Here is a 19,035-nt window from a genome sequence, read left to right on the forward strand (position 1 = left end):
TTTATCGCGGCTGCTGTTTCTTTGCTTATGCTAAGGGACAGTGGGCGCTTTTTTTATTGTTCAAAAGGAGGAGTTTGAGTGTTTGTTCACGGTTTTCAAGAAGAAGTAGGGGATTTATGGCAAGAAACGTTGCAGCATCCATTTGTGCAGAGTTTGGCGGATGGGACGCTTGAGAAGGAGGCGTTTTACTATTATTTGCTCCAGGATGATTATTACTTGTCACATTTTGAGAAGGTGATTGAGAAAAGTGTGGAACAGGCGGGGACGGCGGAACTTGCTGCGGAAATGAGGGAAGTACAAAGGCGGCTTCAGCAATCAGAGTTGTTGATGCGCGAACAGTTTTATCCACGGGTTGGGCTAGCGGAGCGTGATTTTTCCGAGCGCAAACCAGCGCCAACTGCTTATCATTATACTTCTCACCTTTACCGGATGGCAGATTTTGGCAGTTTTGGGGTAACGATTGCGGCGCTTTTGCCATGTTATGCGCTTTATGCTGATATGGGGAAAATGTACGAAGGGGCGCGGAGTTCGGAGCCATTTTATCAAGAGTTGTTGGATAGTTATGTGGATGAAAATTATCAAAAAGTGGTGTTGCAGCAGAAGCGGTTGGTGGAACAGGCGGCGAGTATGGCGGATGCGCGGGAGCTTGCCCTCATGAAGCAGGCTTTTCAAATTAGTGTGGAAATGGAATGGGCGTTTTTTGATATGGCTTATAAAAAACAAAATTGGCGTGGGAGTGTGAATTATGTTTGATTTTATGACGTTGGAAAAGGTGCGGGAAAAAGGGCCATTGGTACATAATATTACGAATATCGTGGTTGCGAATGACTCGGCGAACGGCTTGCTTGCGATTGGTGCGTCACCGATTATGGCTTCTGCGAAAGAGGAAATGGATGAACTTGCGAAAATGGCGGATGTGCTCGTGATTAATATTGGGACGCTGGACGGGGAGCTTGTTACAGCGATGAAAATTGCTGGACGTGCGGCGAATGTTGCTGGGACGCCGGTTGTGCTTGATCCGGTCGGTGTTGGCGCGACTTCATACCGTCGTAAAGTGGTGCAAGAATTATTGGCAGAAATTCAGTTTACGGCGATTCGTGGAAATGCGGGAGAGCTTGCGGCGATTGCTGGTGAAGCTTGGGAAGCGAAAGGCGTGGATGCGGGTGTTGGTTCGGCGGATGTGCTGAGCATTGCTGAAAAAGTGGCGAATGAATGGAGCACGGTTGTTATTATTAGCGGCGAAGTAGATGTGATTTCGGACGGAACTCGTTTTGCAAAAGTGGCTAATGGTAGCGAACTGCTTCCAAGAATTACTGGTTCTGGTTGTTTGCTCAGTGCAGTTTGCGGTAGTTTTATCGCAGTTCAAGATGATGCCTTTCGAGCTAGTGTCGAAGCATGCGCGAGTTATGCGGTGGCTTCTGAATATGCGGAAATCGAGTTAGAAAGAAAACTTCCAGGTTCATTTCGATCACTATTTTTGGATGCGCTTGCTAGTTGGTCGGTCGAAAAAACGCGTGCCAAAGCTAAAATCCAAGAAAGTGGTGAACACAAATGATTTTCCCACAAGTGTTAACGATAGCTGGTTCAGATTCTGGCGGCGGCGCGGGGATACAAGCGGACATCAAGACATTTCAAGAGCGCAAAACCTTTGGCATGTCCGTCATCACGGCAATCACGGCACAAAACACGCTAGGTGTAAAAGCAGTGCATAAAATCCCAGTAGAAATGATTCGTGAACAGTGTGACGCGATTGCAGAGGATTTTCAAGTGAGCGCCGTGAAAACTGGAATGCTAGCAGATGCAGAAATTATCCGGGAAGTGGCGCGGAATATACGTTTGCACAACTTCCAAAATATCGTTATTGATCCCGTGATGATTGCAAAAGGTGGCACTGCTTTGCTTGAAAACGAGGCGACACAAGTGTTGAAAGATGAGCTTTTGCCACTTGGTACGATCATTACGCCGAATATTCCAGAAGCGGAAGAAATTCTTGGTGAAAAAATCACAACCAAGGCGGAAATTGAACAAGCCGCTAAGAAAATTTTTGATATAGGTGTAAAAGCGGTTGTTATTAAAGGTGGGCATAGCAAAATGAGTGAGGCGGCTGATTTTTACTATGATGGCGAAACGACAAAATGGCTGACGAGCGAGCGCTTTGATACGCCGCATACGCACGGAACTGGTTGCACTTTTTCGGCATGTATTGCAGCTGAACTTGCGAAAGGGAATTCGCTTTTGGATAGTGTCATGGTTGCGAAAGAATTTATCACAAGTGCGATTAAATATCCGCTTGGAATTGGTCACGGTCATGGTCCAACCAACCATTTTGCCTACCGATTGGAGGATGGGAAATGAGAGCTGAACTAGCTGTATATTTTATCGCTGGAACGCAAGATATTGTTCGTGGAACGTTGCCAGGTGTGTTAGAAGAAGCACTGAAAGCCGGAATTACTTGTTTCCAATATCGCGAAAAAGGAGCAGGCTCACTCCAAACTGCTTCCGAAAGAAAAGAAATGGCGCTAGAATGCCAACAATTATGCGCAAAATATCAAGTGCCATTCATTATTAACGATGATGTCGCCCTAGCCCTCGAAATCGGCGCGGACGGCATCCATGTCGGGCAAAACGACGAGGAAATTCGCCAAGTTATCGCGAGTTGCGCTGGAAAAATGAAAATCGGACTTTCGGTTCATTCGGTTAGTGAAGCGGAGGAAGCAGAACGACTTGGAGCGGTGGATTATATCGGCGTTGGGCCCATTTTTCCCACGATTTCAAAAGCGGATGCAGAGCCAGTGAGTGGAACGACAATTTTGAAAGAAATTCGCCGGGCTGGAATTAAGCTACCAATTGTCGGGATTGGCGGAATTAATGAAACAAATTCAGCCGAGGTTCTCACAGCAGGTGCGGACGGGGTATCGGTTATTTCAGCGATAACTCGGTCGGATGATTGCCAGTTGGTTATCGCTAATCTAATATGAGAATTTTAAAAGACAAAAACTATAGATGAATTCTCAACAAATGTTAATTAGTAACTTTTTTCTGAAAAGCAAATTATTTTCCACTTGTTATTTCAGTAAAATATCTTTATTGCAGATGAAAAAGCTTATCTGCAATAAAGATATTTATAATTAATTTAGGTGATAAAGATGAAATATAGAAATATTCGTTCAATTAGAGAAGATAATGACATCACACAACAACAAATGGCTAAATTATTAAATGTGTCTCAAAATACGTATTCTCAATATGAAACCGGGAAAATAGAATGGACTGCAACCACTTTGATTAAGATTGCTGATTATTTTGATGTTAGTGTTGATTATTTACTTGATAGGAAGAAGAACAAAAACTGAGACGAGAAGAGTGAATTTGAGATGGATAATTTTCTACAGTTTTCTTTATTTTAAAAGTATTATTTAAAAATAGAAAGATAGGAGGGACTTCAATGATAGTCAATGCGGTTGATCTGTTTTGTGGTGTAGGTGGTCTAACTTGTGGAGTTCAGAAGACGGGGATCAATGTTATTGCGGGTTATGATATTGCTAAAGAATGTCAGTATTCATATGAGTATAATAATAAGGCAAGATTTATTCATAAAGATATAAAAGAAATCTCCGATGATGAAATATCAGCATTATATCCTGAAAATACGGATATAAGACTTTTAATGGGCTGTGCTCCGTGTCAACCATTTTCTGCATATAGTCATAGGTATAAAGAAAGCGAAACAAGAAAACAAAAAATGGATTTATTAGATTATTTTGGAAAACAAGTTGAATTAGTACAGCCGGAAATCGTATCAATGGAAAATGTTCCACAACTTAGAAATGATCCGGTTTTTGAAAAATTTATTACTTTATTAAAAAGTAATAATTATTTTGTTGATTGGAAAATCGTTTATGCTCCAGAATATGGTGTTCCTCAAAAAAGAAAAAGACTTTTACTGTTAGCATCTAAAATAGGTGAGATTAGTTTATTAGAGCCAACAAGAACGAAAGATAATTATCCAACAGTGAGGGAAGCAATTTCAAGATTGAAGCCAATTAAGGCAGGTGAAACGGATAACGAGGATTTTCTTCATAGGGCAAGAAAATTATCTGACTTGAATATAAAAAGAATTAAGAGTTCTTTTCCGGGAGGAACTTGGAAAGATTGGGATGAAGAGCTTTTGCCTAACTGTTATAAACGAAAAAGTGGTGAAAGTTATAAATCAGTATACGGTCGATTGGAATGGGACAAGCCATCGTCAACTATTACTACTCAATTTGTGGGATATGGGAATGGTAGATTTGGGCATCCTGAACAAGATAGGGCTTTGAGTTTGAGAGAAGGAGCGATTCTACAGACTTTTCCTAAAGATTATCAGTTTGTAGAAAAAATTGAGCAAGCATCTTTTGTTAAACTAGCTGTTCAAATAGGAAATGCTGTACCTGTTAAATTGGGAGAGGTTATAGGGGAAAGTATAAAAATACATCTAGAAAATAATAAATTATTATCATAAGGAGAGTGCTAGAGATGAGTGAAAAAGAATACAATCTGGATATTGATCCAAGAATATTAGAATTATTAGGGCCTCATTTGTATACGAATATCTATTACATTTTAGGGGAATTAATAGCTAATGCTTATGATGCAGATGCTAAAAATGTATATGTAATAGATAGAATAGATGAAGAAAACAAACTTATTGTTGAAGATGATGGTAGCGGAATGTCTTATGAGAATAAAGATGTTAAAAATTTTTTGAGTGTCGCTAAAGAAAGTAGAACGAACGCTATAAATTCATATACAAAATTAAATAATCGTCGAAAAATGGGGAGAAAGGGTGTGGGGAAACTTGCTTCCCTTTCAGTCTCAGAGAATGTGAACATTAAGACAATAAAAGATGGTGAAAAATCTGGATTTGTATTATCAAGAAAGGTGATCAATAAAAAATTAGAAGCAATTAATGAAGATACCATTAGCTTTATTAAAATTAAAAATCATGGAACCGCAATTGAGATGACAAATCCTACATATAAATTACCTGTTCATTTAAGTACAATGGCGAACAATCTCTTGAAAATATTTCCACTTGTAGATGAAACATTTAGAATTCATCTTATTAGAGGAGATAAACATGAAATTTTGGAAGAATCACAGAGCGCTTTAGTCAGGAAAATGGCTGTTTTAACTACTTTAGGTGAAGATTATAAGAAAATGAATGAATTCTATAATTGTGATTTCAAGGAACAAAAAAATAGTTTATTGAAAAATAAAGAATCTAAAAAAATTATACTTAACATGCTCAATAAAGATAACGAAGAACAAGATTATACTTTAGAAATTAAGGGATGGGTAGGGGCATACAAAACCACCAGAGAAATGAAAAAAAACATGCAGGAGTTTTCTGATAATTTCATTTCACTTTATGCTAATTCAAAACTTGGGATATTTAATATTTTACCAATTGTAGGGAAAAATAAATTACAAGAGGTATATATTGCTGGTCAACTTCATATTGATCTATTCGAGGAAACTAATCTTCCAGATATGGCTTTAAGTAATAGACAAGGGTATAAGAGTGATGATGAGAGGTATGAAAAAGTTTTAGAATATGTTAAGGAGGAACTTTTACCTGGTATCTTGAAAGATAGATCTTTTTATTCTGAGCTTTTGAAGGCTGGAAAAAAAGAAAAAGAAATAAAGCAACAAAAGAAGAAAGAAGAAGAATTAAAAGAAAAAAGCATAGGTTTCAAACGTGATGTAACACGGGAAATGACTAGTGAAATTTCTAAAATAAGTACGATAAATAAGGATGAAGTCGAAAGTATTGTAAACACACAAGTAAATAAACATATGAAGTCTTTAGGGTTGAAATCAACAATTGACTCTAATAAAAGAAAAGTTTTGATTAGCCATACGAAGGCTGATAAAAAATTAGCGGATCTTATATATATAATGCTTCTCAAAAATGGTTTGTCAAAAGATTCTATTCTATATAGTAATTGTGAAGATGAAGAAGCTAGAATTCCAGCTGAAATGAGTATATATGGTTATCTGAGAGATTTTTTTGTAGATAGTATTTCTGTAGAAAAAATATATGTTATTTATGTTACTAGTGAAAATATGAGGAAATCATGGGGGGCAATTGCTGAGGTAGGTGCAGGATGGATCACACAAACGGATCATTGTATATTTACTCTTAATGATTTTTCACCAGAAGCTCCTTTGGATGTAGCCCGTCAATATCAGAATACATTGAGATTGGGAAATGACTTTTATATGGATTACACGAATCTTGACATGTTTTGTATTTGGATAGAAAATATCGGAGAGAAATTTGGATGTAAAATTTTGAGTAGAGAAGAGAATAAAGCAGAATTAAAAGAAGTTGTTTGCGTTGTTTCAAGTGATGAATTATTTGAGCTAAAGCAAAAATGTTCTACAAACGCTAATTAACTAAAATAGTGGAGAATTTTTACTATAAATAAATTAAATGCATTAGTAAATTGAAATCGGATTAATAAAAACCCAGGTTACCCCTCTTAAAAAGGGCAAACCTGGGTTTCTCATTTTTATAAATCTTCACCATTGGTAGCAATAACGTTCTTGTACCAATCAAAACTTTTCTTCTTATAACGGTTTAGCGTACCTGTGCCGTCGTTGTTGCGATCGACATAGATAAAGCCGTAACGTTTTTTCATTTCAGCAGTGGAGGCACTTACAAGGTCAATACAGCCCCATGAAGTGTAACCCATCAAGTCAACGCCATCTTTAATCGCTTCTTTCACTTGCGATAAATGAGCGCTCAAATAATTAATACGGTAGTCATCATTTACTGTGTAGTTGCCGTTTTCGTCTTTTTCTAGTTGATCGATAGCGCCAAGACCGTTTTCTACGATGAAAAGTGGTTTTTGGTATCTATCCCAGAATTCGTTTAGGACAACGCGCAAGCCTTGAGGGTCGATTTGCCAGCCCCATTCGGATGCTTCTAGGTAAGGGTTTTGTACGCCGCCTAGGATGTTTCCTGCGCCAGCTTTGCGTTTTGACTCGTCAGCTGTTTCGGTTGTGCTCATGTAATAGCTGAAGGAAATGAAATCTACTGTGTTTTTAAGGATTTCTAGGTCTTCTTCTGTTACGTCTAATTCAATATTATTTTCTCTGAAATAGCGTTTCATGTAGCCCGGATAAGTTCCGCGGACATGAACATCGGAGAAGAAGTAGTTTTTGCGCTCTGCTTCCATAACAGCGATAATATCATCTGGGTTGGAAGTTAGCGGATAAGTTGGCATTGCTAGGACCATGCAGCCGATTTGGGCTTCGGGCATGATTTCGTGACCAATTTTTGTAGCCAGCGCGCTCGCCACAAGTTCGTGGTGGACAGCTTGATATAAGTCTTTTTGAGATAATTTATCTGGGCTTGTAGAAATACCGCCGCTCATGAATGGTGCGTGTAAAATGGAGTTGATTTCATTGAAAGTGAGCCAATATTTTACTTTGCCTTTGTAGCGATTAAACACGGTGCGGACATAGTTTTCATAGAAGTCGATCATTTTTCTATTTACCCAGCCGTCGTAAGTTTTCGATAAGTGAAGTGGTGTTTCATAGTGAGATAAAGTAATCAGTGGTTCGATATTATGTGCTAGAAGTTCATCGAATAAATCATCGTAAAATTGTAATCCTGCTTCGTTTGGCTCAGTTTCGTCACCATTTGGGAAGATACGGGACCAAGCGATGGAAGTACGGAAAACCTTGAAGCCCATTTCGGCAAAAAGTTTCACGTCATCTTTGTAGCGATGATAGAAGTCAATTCCTTCTAATTTTAAGTTATCTGGTGTTGGACCGTCAGTAATGTGACCAAATCCGCCTTTTGGAGTAACATCTTGAACGGAAAGTCCTTTTCCATCGACGTTGTAAGCGCCTTCGAATTGGTTTGCAGCAGCAGCTCCACCCCATAAAAAGTTGGCTGGAAATCCTGTATTTGTATGCATGTTAAAAACTCCTTTTCTACATTTTAAAGTATCTATGAAAAAAACCAAATACTTTTCTAAATACATGCAAAAAAACACGGTACTTAGAAAAATATTTGGTTATGCCCGGCTTTCGTCGGTAACATTCCGATTTATAGTTAAAATATAGCAAAAATAAGGAAGATAGTCAACGAAAACAAATAACACCGACTCTATTTTGAGCCGGTGTTTTGACTATTTTTTACGTCTAAAAAGGGCAAGGGAAGCGAGCATAAGTGTACCGAATAAAATGCTAGATGTGGTTTCAGTGTCCCCTGTTTTAGGAATTGGCAAAGTAGTTGTTTTTGTTACGCTGGATTTTGCTTGTTTTGTTGCTTGTTTTGTTGCTGTTTTTGTTGCTTGACTAGTAATTTGAATCGGGTTGTTTACTATTTTTGAATCGGCGGATTTTTCTGGTTCATTTTCGCTAGAATCAGATTCTACTACCGTTGATTCTGGATTTTCTGGAGTGGTGATTTCTGGTTTTTCAGGTGTTGCTGGATCTGTTGGTGTAGATGGTTCGTCAGGTGTTGGGGTTGCTGGATCTGTTGGTGTAGATGGTTCGTCAGGTGTTGGAGTTGCTGGATCTACTGGTGTGACTGGCTCTTCTGGGTTATCAGTTTCTGGATCGTTTTTTGGTGGTGTTACAGGTTTGGAACGTTCGTCTAGTTCTGTTTGAGCTTTTACAATGTTGGCCTGAAGCGTATCTTTTAACTCGGAAGCAGGAAGAACATCGACAAGCGTTTGAGCTTGGTCAATCAAGTCTTGCGTAGTTTCAGCTTTAATCGAGTTTGCTGGATTATCCTCTAGGAAAAGTTGGTTGACAGCTTGTATGGCTGCCTGTTCTTGTGCTATGCGCGCATCCAGTTGTTGTTGAGCATTATTAAGTTGTTCTTGGAAAGTTTCTTTTTCTGAACTAGTTACAGTATTAATTTGTTCCTGCACAGCGTTAATAGCGTTTTGATCTGTTGCAGCTAAAATAGTTCCTGTTGGATCATTATTTAGAAACAGCTCATTAATGGCTGTTTGGATATAGTTGTAGTTGATGGTTACTGTTTTGATTAAATCGCTATTAGTTTCTGTCATTGAACGAACCATGGCCCCTTTCTCTAAAATTACATTGCCACTAGCTTCGTAGCCAAGAGGATCATAATAAGTGAAATCGGATAAATCAACAGCGTAGGTACCAGCTGCATTGGTAGTGCCAAAGAATGTTCCAGTGAGCCTGCCTTCTGGGGTATAAATTGCTATGGCAAAAGATGATAATGCTGTGGTTTTTCCAGTGATTTTCGTGTCACCAACATGGGGCGCATCTAAAGGGCTAATATAAATAGTTGAGGCATTATGTGTTTCTTCATATGCGGATGCCATCGCAGGTAAGGCAGTAATAGAAGTAGTTAAAAGGGAGACAGTAAATAATACAGTTGCTAAGTTCTTAAAATATTTATTCATTAAGTGGTCTTTCCTCCAATAGAAATAATCTTGTGAGCTTAGCATACTATTATCAGGATGCTAAAAATAGTAGTGAAATGAGTTGTATTTCCGGTTTGTGAAGTGAAATTATGTCTAATTCGCCACATTTGGCTAATAACTACATTGTATCCCTTAGAATAAAGTCTTTTTTTAGTCAAGCGCTCCGATAAAAGCATTTTTGTTCTTCTGAGAAAAAGATATACCGACAATTGTTTGTTAGCCGGGATTAGAGGGAACTAGGTAAAAGGAACGGTCTAATGAAGATGATTTTTTCATTAGTAAAGATATATACAGAGGAGGAGTCAGCGTGGGATCAGCGTTTTCAGCTATTTTGTCACCGGCAGTGGGGATTTTGATTAGCCCATTTCCAATTGTAGGACTTATTTTGATTTTACTTAGCAACAAGGCTCGGATTAACAGTATTTTTTATACGGTAGGTTGGATTGTTGGGAATATAGCTATTTTCTTTATTGGGTTATTCTTAATGAGTTCAGCGGTTAGTTCGTCCGGAGATCAGTCAACCTTGGTCAAAGTGGTACTTATTGTGCTGGGGGCTTTACTTATACTTCTAGGCGCACATGACTTTACAAAACGTCCTAAAAACGGGGAGCAGGCTGCAACACCAAAATGGTTTGAAAAAATGAGCAATATTAAACCGGGAGGCGCGATGATGTTTGCGTTTGTGCTTTCAGCAGTGAATCCAAAAAATATGTTGCTTTCACTTACAGCGGGAGTGAGCGTTGGGGCGCTGAATTTATCTGGTGGGCAAGAAACAACGGCAACGATTATTTTTGGCATTATCGCTTGTTGTTCGATTTATATTCCTACCATTGCTTTTTTATTAGCTGGGAGCAAACTTAACAACGCATTGGATAGCACGCGTAAATGGCTTATCCAAAACAATTCAGTGATTATGGCGGTTCTTTTCTTATTTATTGGTTTGAGTGTTATTAGTAAGGCGTTTTAAAAATAAAGCTGTTTTTTCCTGGAACATAGGAGAAAGACAGCTTTATTTTTTTAATAAATTAAAAGAAATCTGTTCTATTTTTGATAATACTTTCTAAATAATTAGTTGTTCGAAAATGACACTAGACTAAAGCCGAACTAGCGAATATAATAAGATTATATTCATCCTCTAACTATTAAAATTTTACTCACTGGGAAGAAATTAAGCGGGGGAGTTATTTTTTTCTAATGTTATAGACTTTTGATTGAAAGAGGCTTTTTGTAGAATAAAATAATGTAAATAAAAAGGATGGGTTAAATGTTAGACAAGTTGTTGGGAAAAGCTGCCGTAGTTACCGAATCTTCTTATGGCATTGAGAGATTTTTAGGAGAAGATGAAACAATTATTCAGATTTTTAAGTTTGTAAGAGATGAAGTTATTATTACTTCTAAAGGGATTTTTAATGTGGATGCTCAAGGAATAACTGGAAAGAAAGTAGAATATAAGTTTTTCCCGAAGAAAGCATTAAAATATGTTTCTATTGAGACAGCTGGAACTTTGGACCGTGATTTTGACTTAAAAATTGGCGTTGACGGCAATACAGTCGTGACACAAAATACATCTTTCTCTGCACCAATTTCCTTAAAAGTACATAAAAATGATACGGAAACGGGCTTTGCGCTTTATAAAATGATTAAAGAAATGTTATGAGTAGAAGAGAAGACGAATATCGTCTTCTCTTTTTTTATGTCCATCCTACTACTGCCATCACAGGAAAATGATCAGAAGCAGAACAGCCGTCTATTTCGTCTGTGCTAGTTTCGTAAGAGCAGATGTGGAACTCATTAGACACAAAGATGTAATCAATTTTTTCTAGCTCGCTTTCAGGTCGGAGTGGTTGAAAATCATGAAAACTACCAAGGGGTCCTTTAACAGGAGTTTTAGAAAGTAACTGCGCATCCTGATATCTTTGAGTTATTAAGTTGTACGTCGGTGTACTAGGCTCTGTATTGAAATCTCCAAGTAAAATTACCGGTAAATCTTCTTGAATCAAGCTCGCTTTATGTAGTAAAAGTTGGCTTGCGAATAGCCGAGCTTCTTCAGAGATATGATCTAAATGTGTATTGAAAATATAAAATTGCTTTCCATCCGTTGAATCTTCTAGTTTTCCCCAAACGCAAATTCGTGGAAACATGGCTGTTGAGTGAATGGAAGGAACCTCAGGCGTTTCGGAAAGCCAAAAATGCCCTTCTTGCAACAAGGTGAAACGAGTAGAATTATAAAAAACAGCAGTAAATTCTCCTTTTTCAAAACCATCATCTCGTCCTACACCAAAATAATCCCAATTTTGCATTTCTTTCATGTCGCGCATTTGTGGCAGAAGGGGTTCCTCCACTCCCATGAAATCCCATTGATATTTATCAAGTAATGATTTTGTTAGTATTTTACGCAATTCCCAGCTCTTTTTCCGCTCAGAGGTATCATCAAAACGAATGTTAAAAGTAGTTACACTGAACATTTTTCCACATCCTTCTTTTCATTGGAATGTTTTACAAAGAGAGTTTAGCATATTTATGAAAACGTTTCACTGATTTGGGTTTTATGTAGTATATATTCTACATTTTTTCTGGAAAAATAAAACCATTGTATTGTTGTAAAAAGGGAGTGTCACTATGTTGCGAAAAAGTCGATGGTTGCTCATATTATTACTATTGATAGTATTAGTGGCATTATTAGCATGCGTGGACAGCGGGAATGGAGATGTTTCCGGTGTGCCGGCTAAAAGGGGAAAACAGCATTTCCCTCCAACTGATACGAAAAAAGGATGGATAGAACTTCTTGCCACGGATGGAATTTCAAGTCAAGGTGATCTGCCTTGTGTTTATGAAGAGGCGGAATCTGTAGAAAAATTGGAAGTTCATATGAAAGAATTAAGTACGGTGAGTTTGACCTATGTTTATATTGATGGCTACATCGTCCAAATGGAACAAGGTGGCGGCGAACTTTCCTTTCAAATTCAATTAAGTAAAGCAGAATTAAAAAGAGGAATTCACGAATTAACGGCCGTGCAATATCAAGAAAATAATCCTGATACAAACAAAGTGGAGCTTTTAAAACGTGCTAATTATGAAGTGAAATAAAAAAGACTAATAAACAATTCATAACCATATTTTTAAAGAGAATGTGAAAAATGACATTCTTTTTTTGTGCTATTAATACTTACAAAAGAAAGATGACGATATTGTAAGTAGCTTTTCGCTTTTAAAAGAATTAAAATACTAGTGTTTAGGGTATATATTTTAAGAACAATGATTCCTAAATTGTTTGGAGTAGAGAAATTAAAGCATAGACATAGATACTGCATTCCGACTTTTTGAAATGGAAGAACTTAATTAGGGGGATATCATATGGGTTCATATGGCGAATTGATTCGGGAAATACGGCTATCTAAAGGTTTGACTCAAAAAGAGGTATACACAGGAATTATATCTAGGTCTTATGCAATCGGATTTGAAAAAGGAAAACACGAGATTACTTTGAGTTTGTTTGAAGAAATTTTAAAGCGGATCATGGTTCCTTTAGATGAATTCTTTTTTATTTACAGAGACTTTTCTTCGACAGAGGATGATAGTTTTTGGATTGATTTCGTCGAGCTATCAGGTAAAAATGATGTTGTAGGGATGCAGGCGTTGCTAGATAAAATAACTTTAGAGCGAACGGAGCAGACAGAAGTTAGAAAAGCGATACTTCATACGAGAATTCAAACGATTAATCATTATTTGCGTACGAATGTGTTTGATGAATCGAATATTTCTGATGAATATAAAAAAATTATTCATGACTATCTTTGGAAAATGCAGACGTGGACTTTAGAAGAGGTTCGTATTTTTTCCAACGGCATATCATTTTTTGAGGAAGAAGTACAAATTCACTTTTATCAAATTATGTTGAAATCGTATGAAAAGTATAGGTACTATGATAGAGGAAGACTGCTATTTTGCCATCTATTTGCTAATCTGACAGATGAACTCATCATACAGAATAAAATCAATTATGCGAATCTAGTACTCGAAAAATTAAAAGAAGCATCTGAAACAAGTGGTAGTTTTAACAGTGCTTTTTATCGAATAGTAGCCAATTATTATCAAGGGGCTATTTGGATGAAAGAAGGCGAAGTGGAAAAGGGCTATCGCCAAGCCAAAAGAGCCATTCAAACATGGAAAGAACTGCATTATGAAGCAATAGCAGATTTGTATAGCGTGGTATTAAAACAATTTTTAGAAAAAGAAAATATCCAAGTAGAAGATTAACTATCCGAAGAATTTCTATTTAAAAAACACTAAAATGGAGTCGTTTTAGTGTTTTTTTGTTTGTGGTAAAGATGTTTTATGTACTATATATAGCACTATTTACAGAGAGAAAAGAAAGGAATGTAAAATAAAGGCAAGAATTGAGCTAAGAGGAGGTCTTCGGATGATAAGTTATGGTGAGCTGATTCGGCAAATAAGACAGTCTAAAAAAATCTCCCAAAAAGAAGTGTACACAGGGGTTATTAGTAAATCTTATGCAATTGAATTTGAAAAGGGGACACATGCAATATCAAGCCTATTACTCGAGAAAATTGTCGCTAAGTTAATGGTGAGTATGGAGGAATTTTTCTTAATGTATCATCAAGAGGAGTTGCCGGAGAAGGAAGATTTTTGGGAAACTTACGCGCGGACATGTAAAACGGATGAAGCAAGCGCTTGGGAATCCCTTTACCAAAAAATATCATTAGAAAAAGGAAAAGTTAATCAAGTGAAAAGCGCGGCGATAAAACTGGAGTTAGATCATATAAAAGGCAAACAAGTGGCGGACAAAAAAGCGGTTCAAATTTTGGAAAATTATTTGATTGAAGCGGTTTTTTGGACATTGCAGGATATCTTTTTATTTACGCGGATGATGCACTATTTGCCACTGAAAAGCCGAGTACCGTTCTATTATAAATTGTTAAACACGCTGGATAGATACCGCCATTTTGAACGAGGAAGAAGCATTTTACAATCGGCGCTGGCTAGTATCATGGATGATTTTATAGAGAGAAATGAAATAGAGCATATGGAGCTAATGATAAAAAGCTTAGAAAAAATTAGTGAGGACTGTGATGGTACTTATTTCAAAATTCTTTGTATGTATTATCGTGGAATTGTGCGGTGGGGAGAAGGTGAAGAGCGCGAGGGTGGCGAAGAAATCGAGCAGGCAGTAGCTATTTTGCGAGCATTAGGTTATGAAAATAAAGCGATAGAGTATGAAACCATGTACCGGCAATTTGCGAGGGAAAACAACGATATAAAAACGATGGAATGAAAGCTAAAAAGGACTATTCTTTTTGGTTTTCTTTTTTTGAGTAGTATATATGCGACATTAGAAAATTTTAAGACTCCGCATAGTATTATATAGACTGAAGTACGGCTTAAAGCCATATTGACAGTGAAGGGAGGGGCTTTGGCAAAGGAATAAATTGCCAACTGACACTGCAAATTTAGCGTTAAAAGGAGGAAGATTGTTATTTTAAAGAAAATATTTATTGCATTAATTGCGCTTGTAGTTATTATCAATACAGTTAGTTTTACGGCTGTCTCTGCAAGCACACCTACATGGTTAGAACAAACCATGAATAGTAATGAACCGTTTATAAAAGAGATTGAAAAAGAAACTGGTAAGACGAGAGCGAATATTACACAGACAGATTTAGAAGCTATAACTGCCTTGCGAGTAACAGGGGCAAGTGATATTCCGACTAATATCGATATGTTAACTCATTTAACTACGTTAGAAGTTAAGAATGGAACATTATCTTCCGTATCTAACTCAGTGGGGAATTTAAAGGAGTTAAAAATCTTAGTTCTGAATGATAATAATTTAAGCACCTTTCCAATGATTGCTTTCCAACTACCTAAGTTAGAAGAATTACAAGTTTCTGGGGGAACAATAGAAGAAATCCCTGCCACAATAACAAATATGGCGAGTCATTTGAAATTCTTAGGGATATTAAATAACCATTTAGTGAAGGTTCCAGACGCAATTTTCACTACGAACTGGACAAATGCTACTGGGGGAGACTTAGACTTAATGGCTGCAGGGAACCAGATTGTAACCAATATTCCTGCTAACTATATAAGCCAGTTTAATAATGGGGATAACCTATTAGAATTTTACGATAACAACTATCAAAAACAAGACCAACTAACTACAACACCTGGATATACCATTGATGTACCTGTTGGAACTGATTTTAATCAATTAACACCAGACAAAACGAAACTCGCACTAACATCTGGACGAACTTTACTCGCGCAACACGAATTCGAGTATTATGATGATGGTTCAAGTTCACTAATCCACAATGGCGTAGCAGCAGCACCGGGTCAAGCGACCATTTTCATCAAGAGCAAGTTTTCCACGCAATCGAACAAATTTGCCAGAACACAAGTTACAGTAAACATCACTGCGCTAAACGGCGGACCTATTACAGTGAAACATGAAGATACAAAAGGACAAGAACTTGCGCCACCTGTCATTTTAAATGGTAAAGACGGGGACCCTTATACAACGACACAAAAAACTTTCCCAGGCTATACTTTAGTTGCAACACCAGCCAATCAAAATGGTACATTCACCATGAACCCGGCTACAGTCAACTATGTATACAGCGCAAATGATTATAAACTAACATCTACTTTCAAAGATGCCCAAGGTCAAGAACTGAAAGCGCCAGTTGTGGATACAAAAGATTACCATATCCAAGACAACTATACTACAACAGCAGCAACCATTCCGGGCTATTCTTTAGTTGCAACACCTGCTAATCAGAACGGAACTTTTGGAGCTGGGAATGTCACGGTTAATTATGTATACAAAAAAGACGATTATACGCTCACTTCCACTTACAAAGATACGAACGGTCAAGAACTAAAAGCACCAGTGGTAGATGCGACAACGTATCATTATCAAGACACGTATACAACAACAGCCGCAGTTTTCCCAGGTTATACGTTAGTAGCAACACCAACCAACGCTACTGGGACATTTGGTTCGTCAAACATCACTGTTCATTACGTATATCAAGCAAATGGCTATCAATTAACTTCTACATTTAAAGATCAACAAGGGAAGACAATCGCACCAGATGATGTCGATACTAAAACCTATCACGTGAACGATCCCTATACAACAACTGCCAAAACGATCCCAGGCTACACATTAGTGACGACCCCTACAAACAACCAAGGTAATTTTGGAACAAGCGATATTACGGTTGATTACGTTTATAAAGCAGAAGATTATACATTAACTTCGACGTACAAAGATGCGCAAGGTAAAGAATTAAAACAACCCGTTGTAGATAGTAAAAAATATCATATTCAAGACAACTATTCTACAAGTGCAGCAACCATTCCGGGTTATACGCTAGTATCGACACCTGCGAACGAAACAGGAACCTTCCATACGAGCGATATCACGGTTAATTATGTGTATAAATTAACAGACTTAAAATTAACTTCGACATATAAAGATGCGCAAGGAACGGAGTTAAAACCGCCCGTTGTAGATAGCAAAACGTATCATATTCAAGATAACTATGCTACAACTGCAGCTGTCATTCCTGGCTATACATTAGTCGCAACACCAGCGAACCAATCAGGTACTTTTGGTAGCACGGATATCCAAGTGAACTATGTGTATCAAGCAGTTGCTTATAAACTAACTTCGACGTACAAAGATCAACAAGGGAATGATTTAGCTTTACCAAAAGTAGATTCGAAAACGTACCATATTCAGGATGGTTACACGACGAGTGATATTGCTATTCCAGGTTATACATTAGTCGCGGCTCCAACGAATCAAACAGGTACATTTGGCGCGAGTGATGTAACCGTGAATTATGTCTACAAAGCCAATGACTACACACTAACTTCAACATATAAAGATGCGCAAGGTAAGGAATTAAAAACGCCAGTCATAGACAGTCAAAAATATCACATTAACGACACTTATACTACGACAGGAGCTACTATTCCAGGTTATACATTAGTCGCAGCACCAGCGAATCAATCAGGTACATTTGGCGCGGCGAATGTAACAGTCAACTATGTATACAAAGCAGATGATTACACATTAACTTCGACCTACAAAGATGCAAACGGCAAAGAATTAAAAGCGCCAGTTGTAGACAGCAAAACTTACCATACAAAAGATAACTATTCTACTAGCGCAGCAACCATTCCAGGCTACACATTAGTGGCAGCACCAACAAATCAAACAGGTACATTTAATACGAGCAATGTGACAGTCAATTATGTATACAAAGCGAATGAATATACCTTAACTTCCACTTTCAAAAATGTACAAGGAACAGAACTAAAACCAGCTATCGTGAAAAAAGGATTTATTATTAAGGATGGCTATGCGACTAGCGGCGTAACAATTCCGGGCTATACATTAGTGGCAACACCATCGAACAAAAAAGGAACATTTGGTGCTAGTAATGTAACAGTTAATTATGTATATAAAGCGAATGGTTATGCATTAATCACAACATATAAAGACACACAAGGTAAAGACTTAAAACCACTAGCCATTGATACAAAAACATACAATATTAACGACCCATACACTGCAACGGCGCTAAACATTTCAGGTTACACATTAACAACTACACCAGCCAATGAAAAAGGTGTATTTGGCGCAAGTGATGAAACAGTTAATTACGTATATAAAGCAAATGATTATACGTTAACAACTACCTACAAAGACGCAAACGGCAAAGAACTACAAGCACCTAAAGTAGACGCGAAAACTTATCATATCCAAGACACATACAAAACAACTGCAGCAATCATTCCGGGCTATACATTAGTGGCAACACCTAAGAATGACCAAGGTACTTTTGGAGCGAGCAATGTAACTGTGAATTACGTGTACCAAACAAATGATTACACGCTAACTTCGACATTTAAAGATGCTCAAGGAAACGAATTAAAAGCAGCAGAAGTAGACGCACAAAAATACCATATTCATGACACTTACACATCTAAAGCAGCCGTGATTCCGGGTTACAGTTTAGAAAAAACACCAACGAACGAAACGGGTACTTTTAATGCAAGTGATATTCAAGTAAATTATGTGTATAAAGCAAATGATTATCAACTTACTTCTACTTTTAAAGATCAACAAGGCAACGAAATAGCATTACCAACAGTTGATGCAAAAACTTATCACATTCATGACGCTTATACAACGAAAGCTCACTTGATTCCAGGATATAGCCTAGTAGCTGCACCAAAGAACCAAATAGGTGCTTTTGGAACAAGTGACGTAACAGTCAATTATGTGTATAAAAAAGATGCTATTATCAAACCTATTACTCCAGCGAAACCAACTATTCTTACAATAAAAACACCTGCAAGCAAAGTAGTTAAGACTAAAGTAGTTAAGCAAACTCTTCCTAAAACAGGGGATGACGATGCCGGACTATTAAACCTGCTAAGACTTATAGGACTCGTTTTAATTTTAGGCGTATTTTTGGCAGTCGGAAGTAAAAAATTAAGATAAGTATAACGTAGATTAAAACACCGCCGCAGA

The 19,035-nt window shown here is 37.5% G+C and carries 16 protein-coding genes; 13 read left to right on the top strand and 3 right to left on the bottom strand.

The window, feature by feature from the left end; all coding sequences use genetic code 11:
* Positions 1-78 precede the first annotated feature (78 nt).
* The 7 genes from tenA (at position 79) to LMOATCC19117_RS01770 (ending at position 6,441) form a co-directional block, all read left to right on the top strand.
* Entirely contained in the window at positions 79-753 is a 675-nt protein-coding gene (gene tenA, locus LMOATCC19117_RS01740) for a thiaminase II (RefSeq protein WP_003734561.1), read from the top strand.
* The gene (gene thiM / locus LMOATCC19117_RS01745; RefSeq protein ID WP_003741399.1) at positions 746-1,555 is read left to right on the top strand and encodes a hydroxyethylthiazole kinase; all 810 of its coding nucleotides are present in this window, start codon (positions 746-748) and stop codon (positions 1,553-1,555) included. The genes tenA and thiM overlap by 8 nt, the downstream gene beginning before the upstream one ends.
* Complete coding sequence (gene thiD / locus LMOATCC19117_RS01750; protein WP_003734563.1) at positions 1,552-2,355, top strand: bifunctional hydroxymethylpyrimidine kinase/phosphomethylpyrimidine kinase; 804 nt, start codon at positions 1,552-1,554, stop codon at positions 2,353-2,355. The genes thiM and thiD overlap by 4 nt, the downstream gene beginning before the upstream one ends.
* Positions 2,352-2,978, top strand: coding sequence for a thiamine phosphate synthase (thiE, locus tag LMOATCC19117_RS01755; RefSeq protein WP_003734564.1), 627 nt, complete (start codon positions 2,352-2,354; stop codon positions 2,976-2,978). Before thiD ends, thiE begins: the two co-directional genes overlap by 4 nt.
* 168 nt (positions 2,979-3,146) lie before the next feature.
* A complete protein-coding gene (locus LMOATCC19117_RS01760; RefSeq protein ID WP_003734565.1) occupies positions 3,147-3,353 on the top strand; it encodes a helix-turn-helix domain-containing protein in 207 nt (68 codons plus the stop codon).
* 92 nt (positions 3,354-3,445) lie between these two features.
* Positions 3,446-4,501, top strand: a complete 1,056-nt coding sequence (locus tag LMOATCC19117_RS01765) for a DNA cytosine methyltransferase (protein ID WP_003734566.1) — start codon at positions 3,446-3,448, stop codon at positions 4,499-4,501.
* A gap of 14 nt (positions 4,502-4,515) precedes the next feature.
* A complete protein-coding gene (locus LMOATCC19117_RS01770) occupies positions 4,516-6,441 on the top strand; it encodes an ATP-binding protein (protein ID WP_003734567.1) in 1,926 nt (641 codons plus the stop codon).
* A 116-nt stretch (positions 6,442-6,557) separates the two neighbouring features.
* Here LMOATCC19117_RS01770 and LMOATCC19117_RS01775 read toward each other — a convergent pair whose 3' ends face one another.
* Together LMOATCC19117_RS01775 and vip are read right to left on the bottom strand one after the other, a co-directional pair.
* Positions 6,558-7,973: a glycoside hydrolase family 1 protein gene (locus LMOATCC19117_RS01775; RefSeq protein WP_003731049.1), complete on the bottom strand. Its 1,416-nt coding sequence runs from the start codon at positions 7,971-7,973 to the stop codon at positions 6,558-6,560.
* Positions 7,974-8,186: 213 nt separating this feature from the next.
* Positions 8,187-9,443 (bottom strand): cell invasion LPXTG protein Vip, encoded by a 1,257-nt coding sequence (gene vip, locus LMOATCC19117_RS01780; protein ID WP_003724252.1) that lies wholly within the window; start codon positions 9,441-9,443, stop codon positions 8,187-8,189.
* A gap of 328 nt (positions 9,444-9,771) precedes the next feature.
* On the opposite strand from vip, the gene LMOATCC19117_RS01785 reads away from it, so the two are divergent.
* Together LMOATCC19117_RS01785 and LMOATCC19117_RS01790 are read left to right on the top strand one after the other, a co-directional pair.
* On the top strand, positions 9,772-10,431 hold the full coding sequence (locus tag LMOATCC19117_RS01785) for a GAP family protein (RefSeq protein ID WP_003728031.1): 660 nt from the start codon (positions 9,772-9,774) through the stop codon (positions 10,429-10,431).
* A 297-nt stretch (positions 10,432-10,728) separates the two neighbouring features.
* Positions 10,729-11,121, top strand: coding sequence for a PH domain-containing protein (locus LMOATCC19117_RS01790; protein WP_003734568.1), 393 nt, complete (start codon positions 10,729-10,731; stop codon positions 11,119-11,121).
* A 34-nt stretch (positions 11,122-11,155) separates the two neighbouring features.
* On the opposite strand, the gene LMOATCC19117_RS01795 is transcribed toward LMOATCC19117_RS01790, so the two are convergent.
* On the bottom strand, positions 11,156-11,929 hold the full coding sequence (locus LMOATCC19117_RS01795) for an endonuclease/exonuclease/phosphatase family protein (protein ID WP_014929020.1): 774 nt from the start codon (positions 11,927-11,929) through the stop codon (positions 11,156-11,158).
* A gap of 157 nt (positions 11,930-12,086) precedes the next feature.
* Between LMOATCC19117_RS01795 and LMOATCC19117_RS01800 the strand changes: the two genes are divergently transcribed.
* The 4 genes from LMOATCC19117_RS01800 to LMOATCC19117_RS01815 all read left to right on the top strand — a co-directional run bounded on the left by LMOATCC19117_RS01800 (position 12,087) and on the right by LMOATCC19117_RS01815 (position 19,005).
* A complete protein-coding gene (locus LMOATCC19117_RS01800) occupies positions 12,087-12,551 on the top strand; it encodes a superoxide dismutase (protein WP_072219623.1) in 465 nt (154 codons plus the stop codon).
* Between the two features lie 267 nt (positions 12,552-12,818).
* Positions 12,819-13,721: an XRE/MutR family transcriptional regulator gene (locus LMOATCC19117_RS01805; RefSeq protein ID WP_003724257.1), complete on the top strand. Its 903-nt coding sequence runs from the start codon at positions 12,819-12,821 to the stop codon at positions 13,719-13,721.
* Between the two features lie 163 nt (positions 13,722-13,884).
* A complete protein-coding gene (locus LMOATCC19117_RS01810; protein ID WP_003724258.1) occupies positions 13,885-14,757 on the top strand; it encodes an Rgg/GadR/MutR family transcriptional regulator in 873 nt (290 codons plus the stop codon).
* A 201-nt stretch (positions 14,758-14,958) separates the two neighbouring features.
* Positions 14,959-19,005 carry a MucBP domain-containing protein gene (locus LMOATCC19117_RS01815; RefSeq protein WP_072219622.1) on the top strand — a complete coding sequence of 1,349 codons (4,047 nt, stop codon included), beginning with the start codon at positions 14,959-14,961 and terminating at the stop codon, positions 19,003-19,005.
* The last annotated feature ends 30 nt before the right edge of the window (positions 19,006-19,035 follow it).

This window comes from Listeria monocytogenes ATCC 19117, assembly GCF_000307025.1.
Classification (GTDB): domain Bacteria; phylum Bacillota; class Bacilli; order Lactobacillales; family Listeriaceae; genus Listeria; species Listeria monocytogenes_B.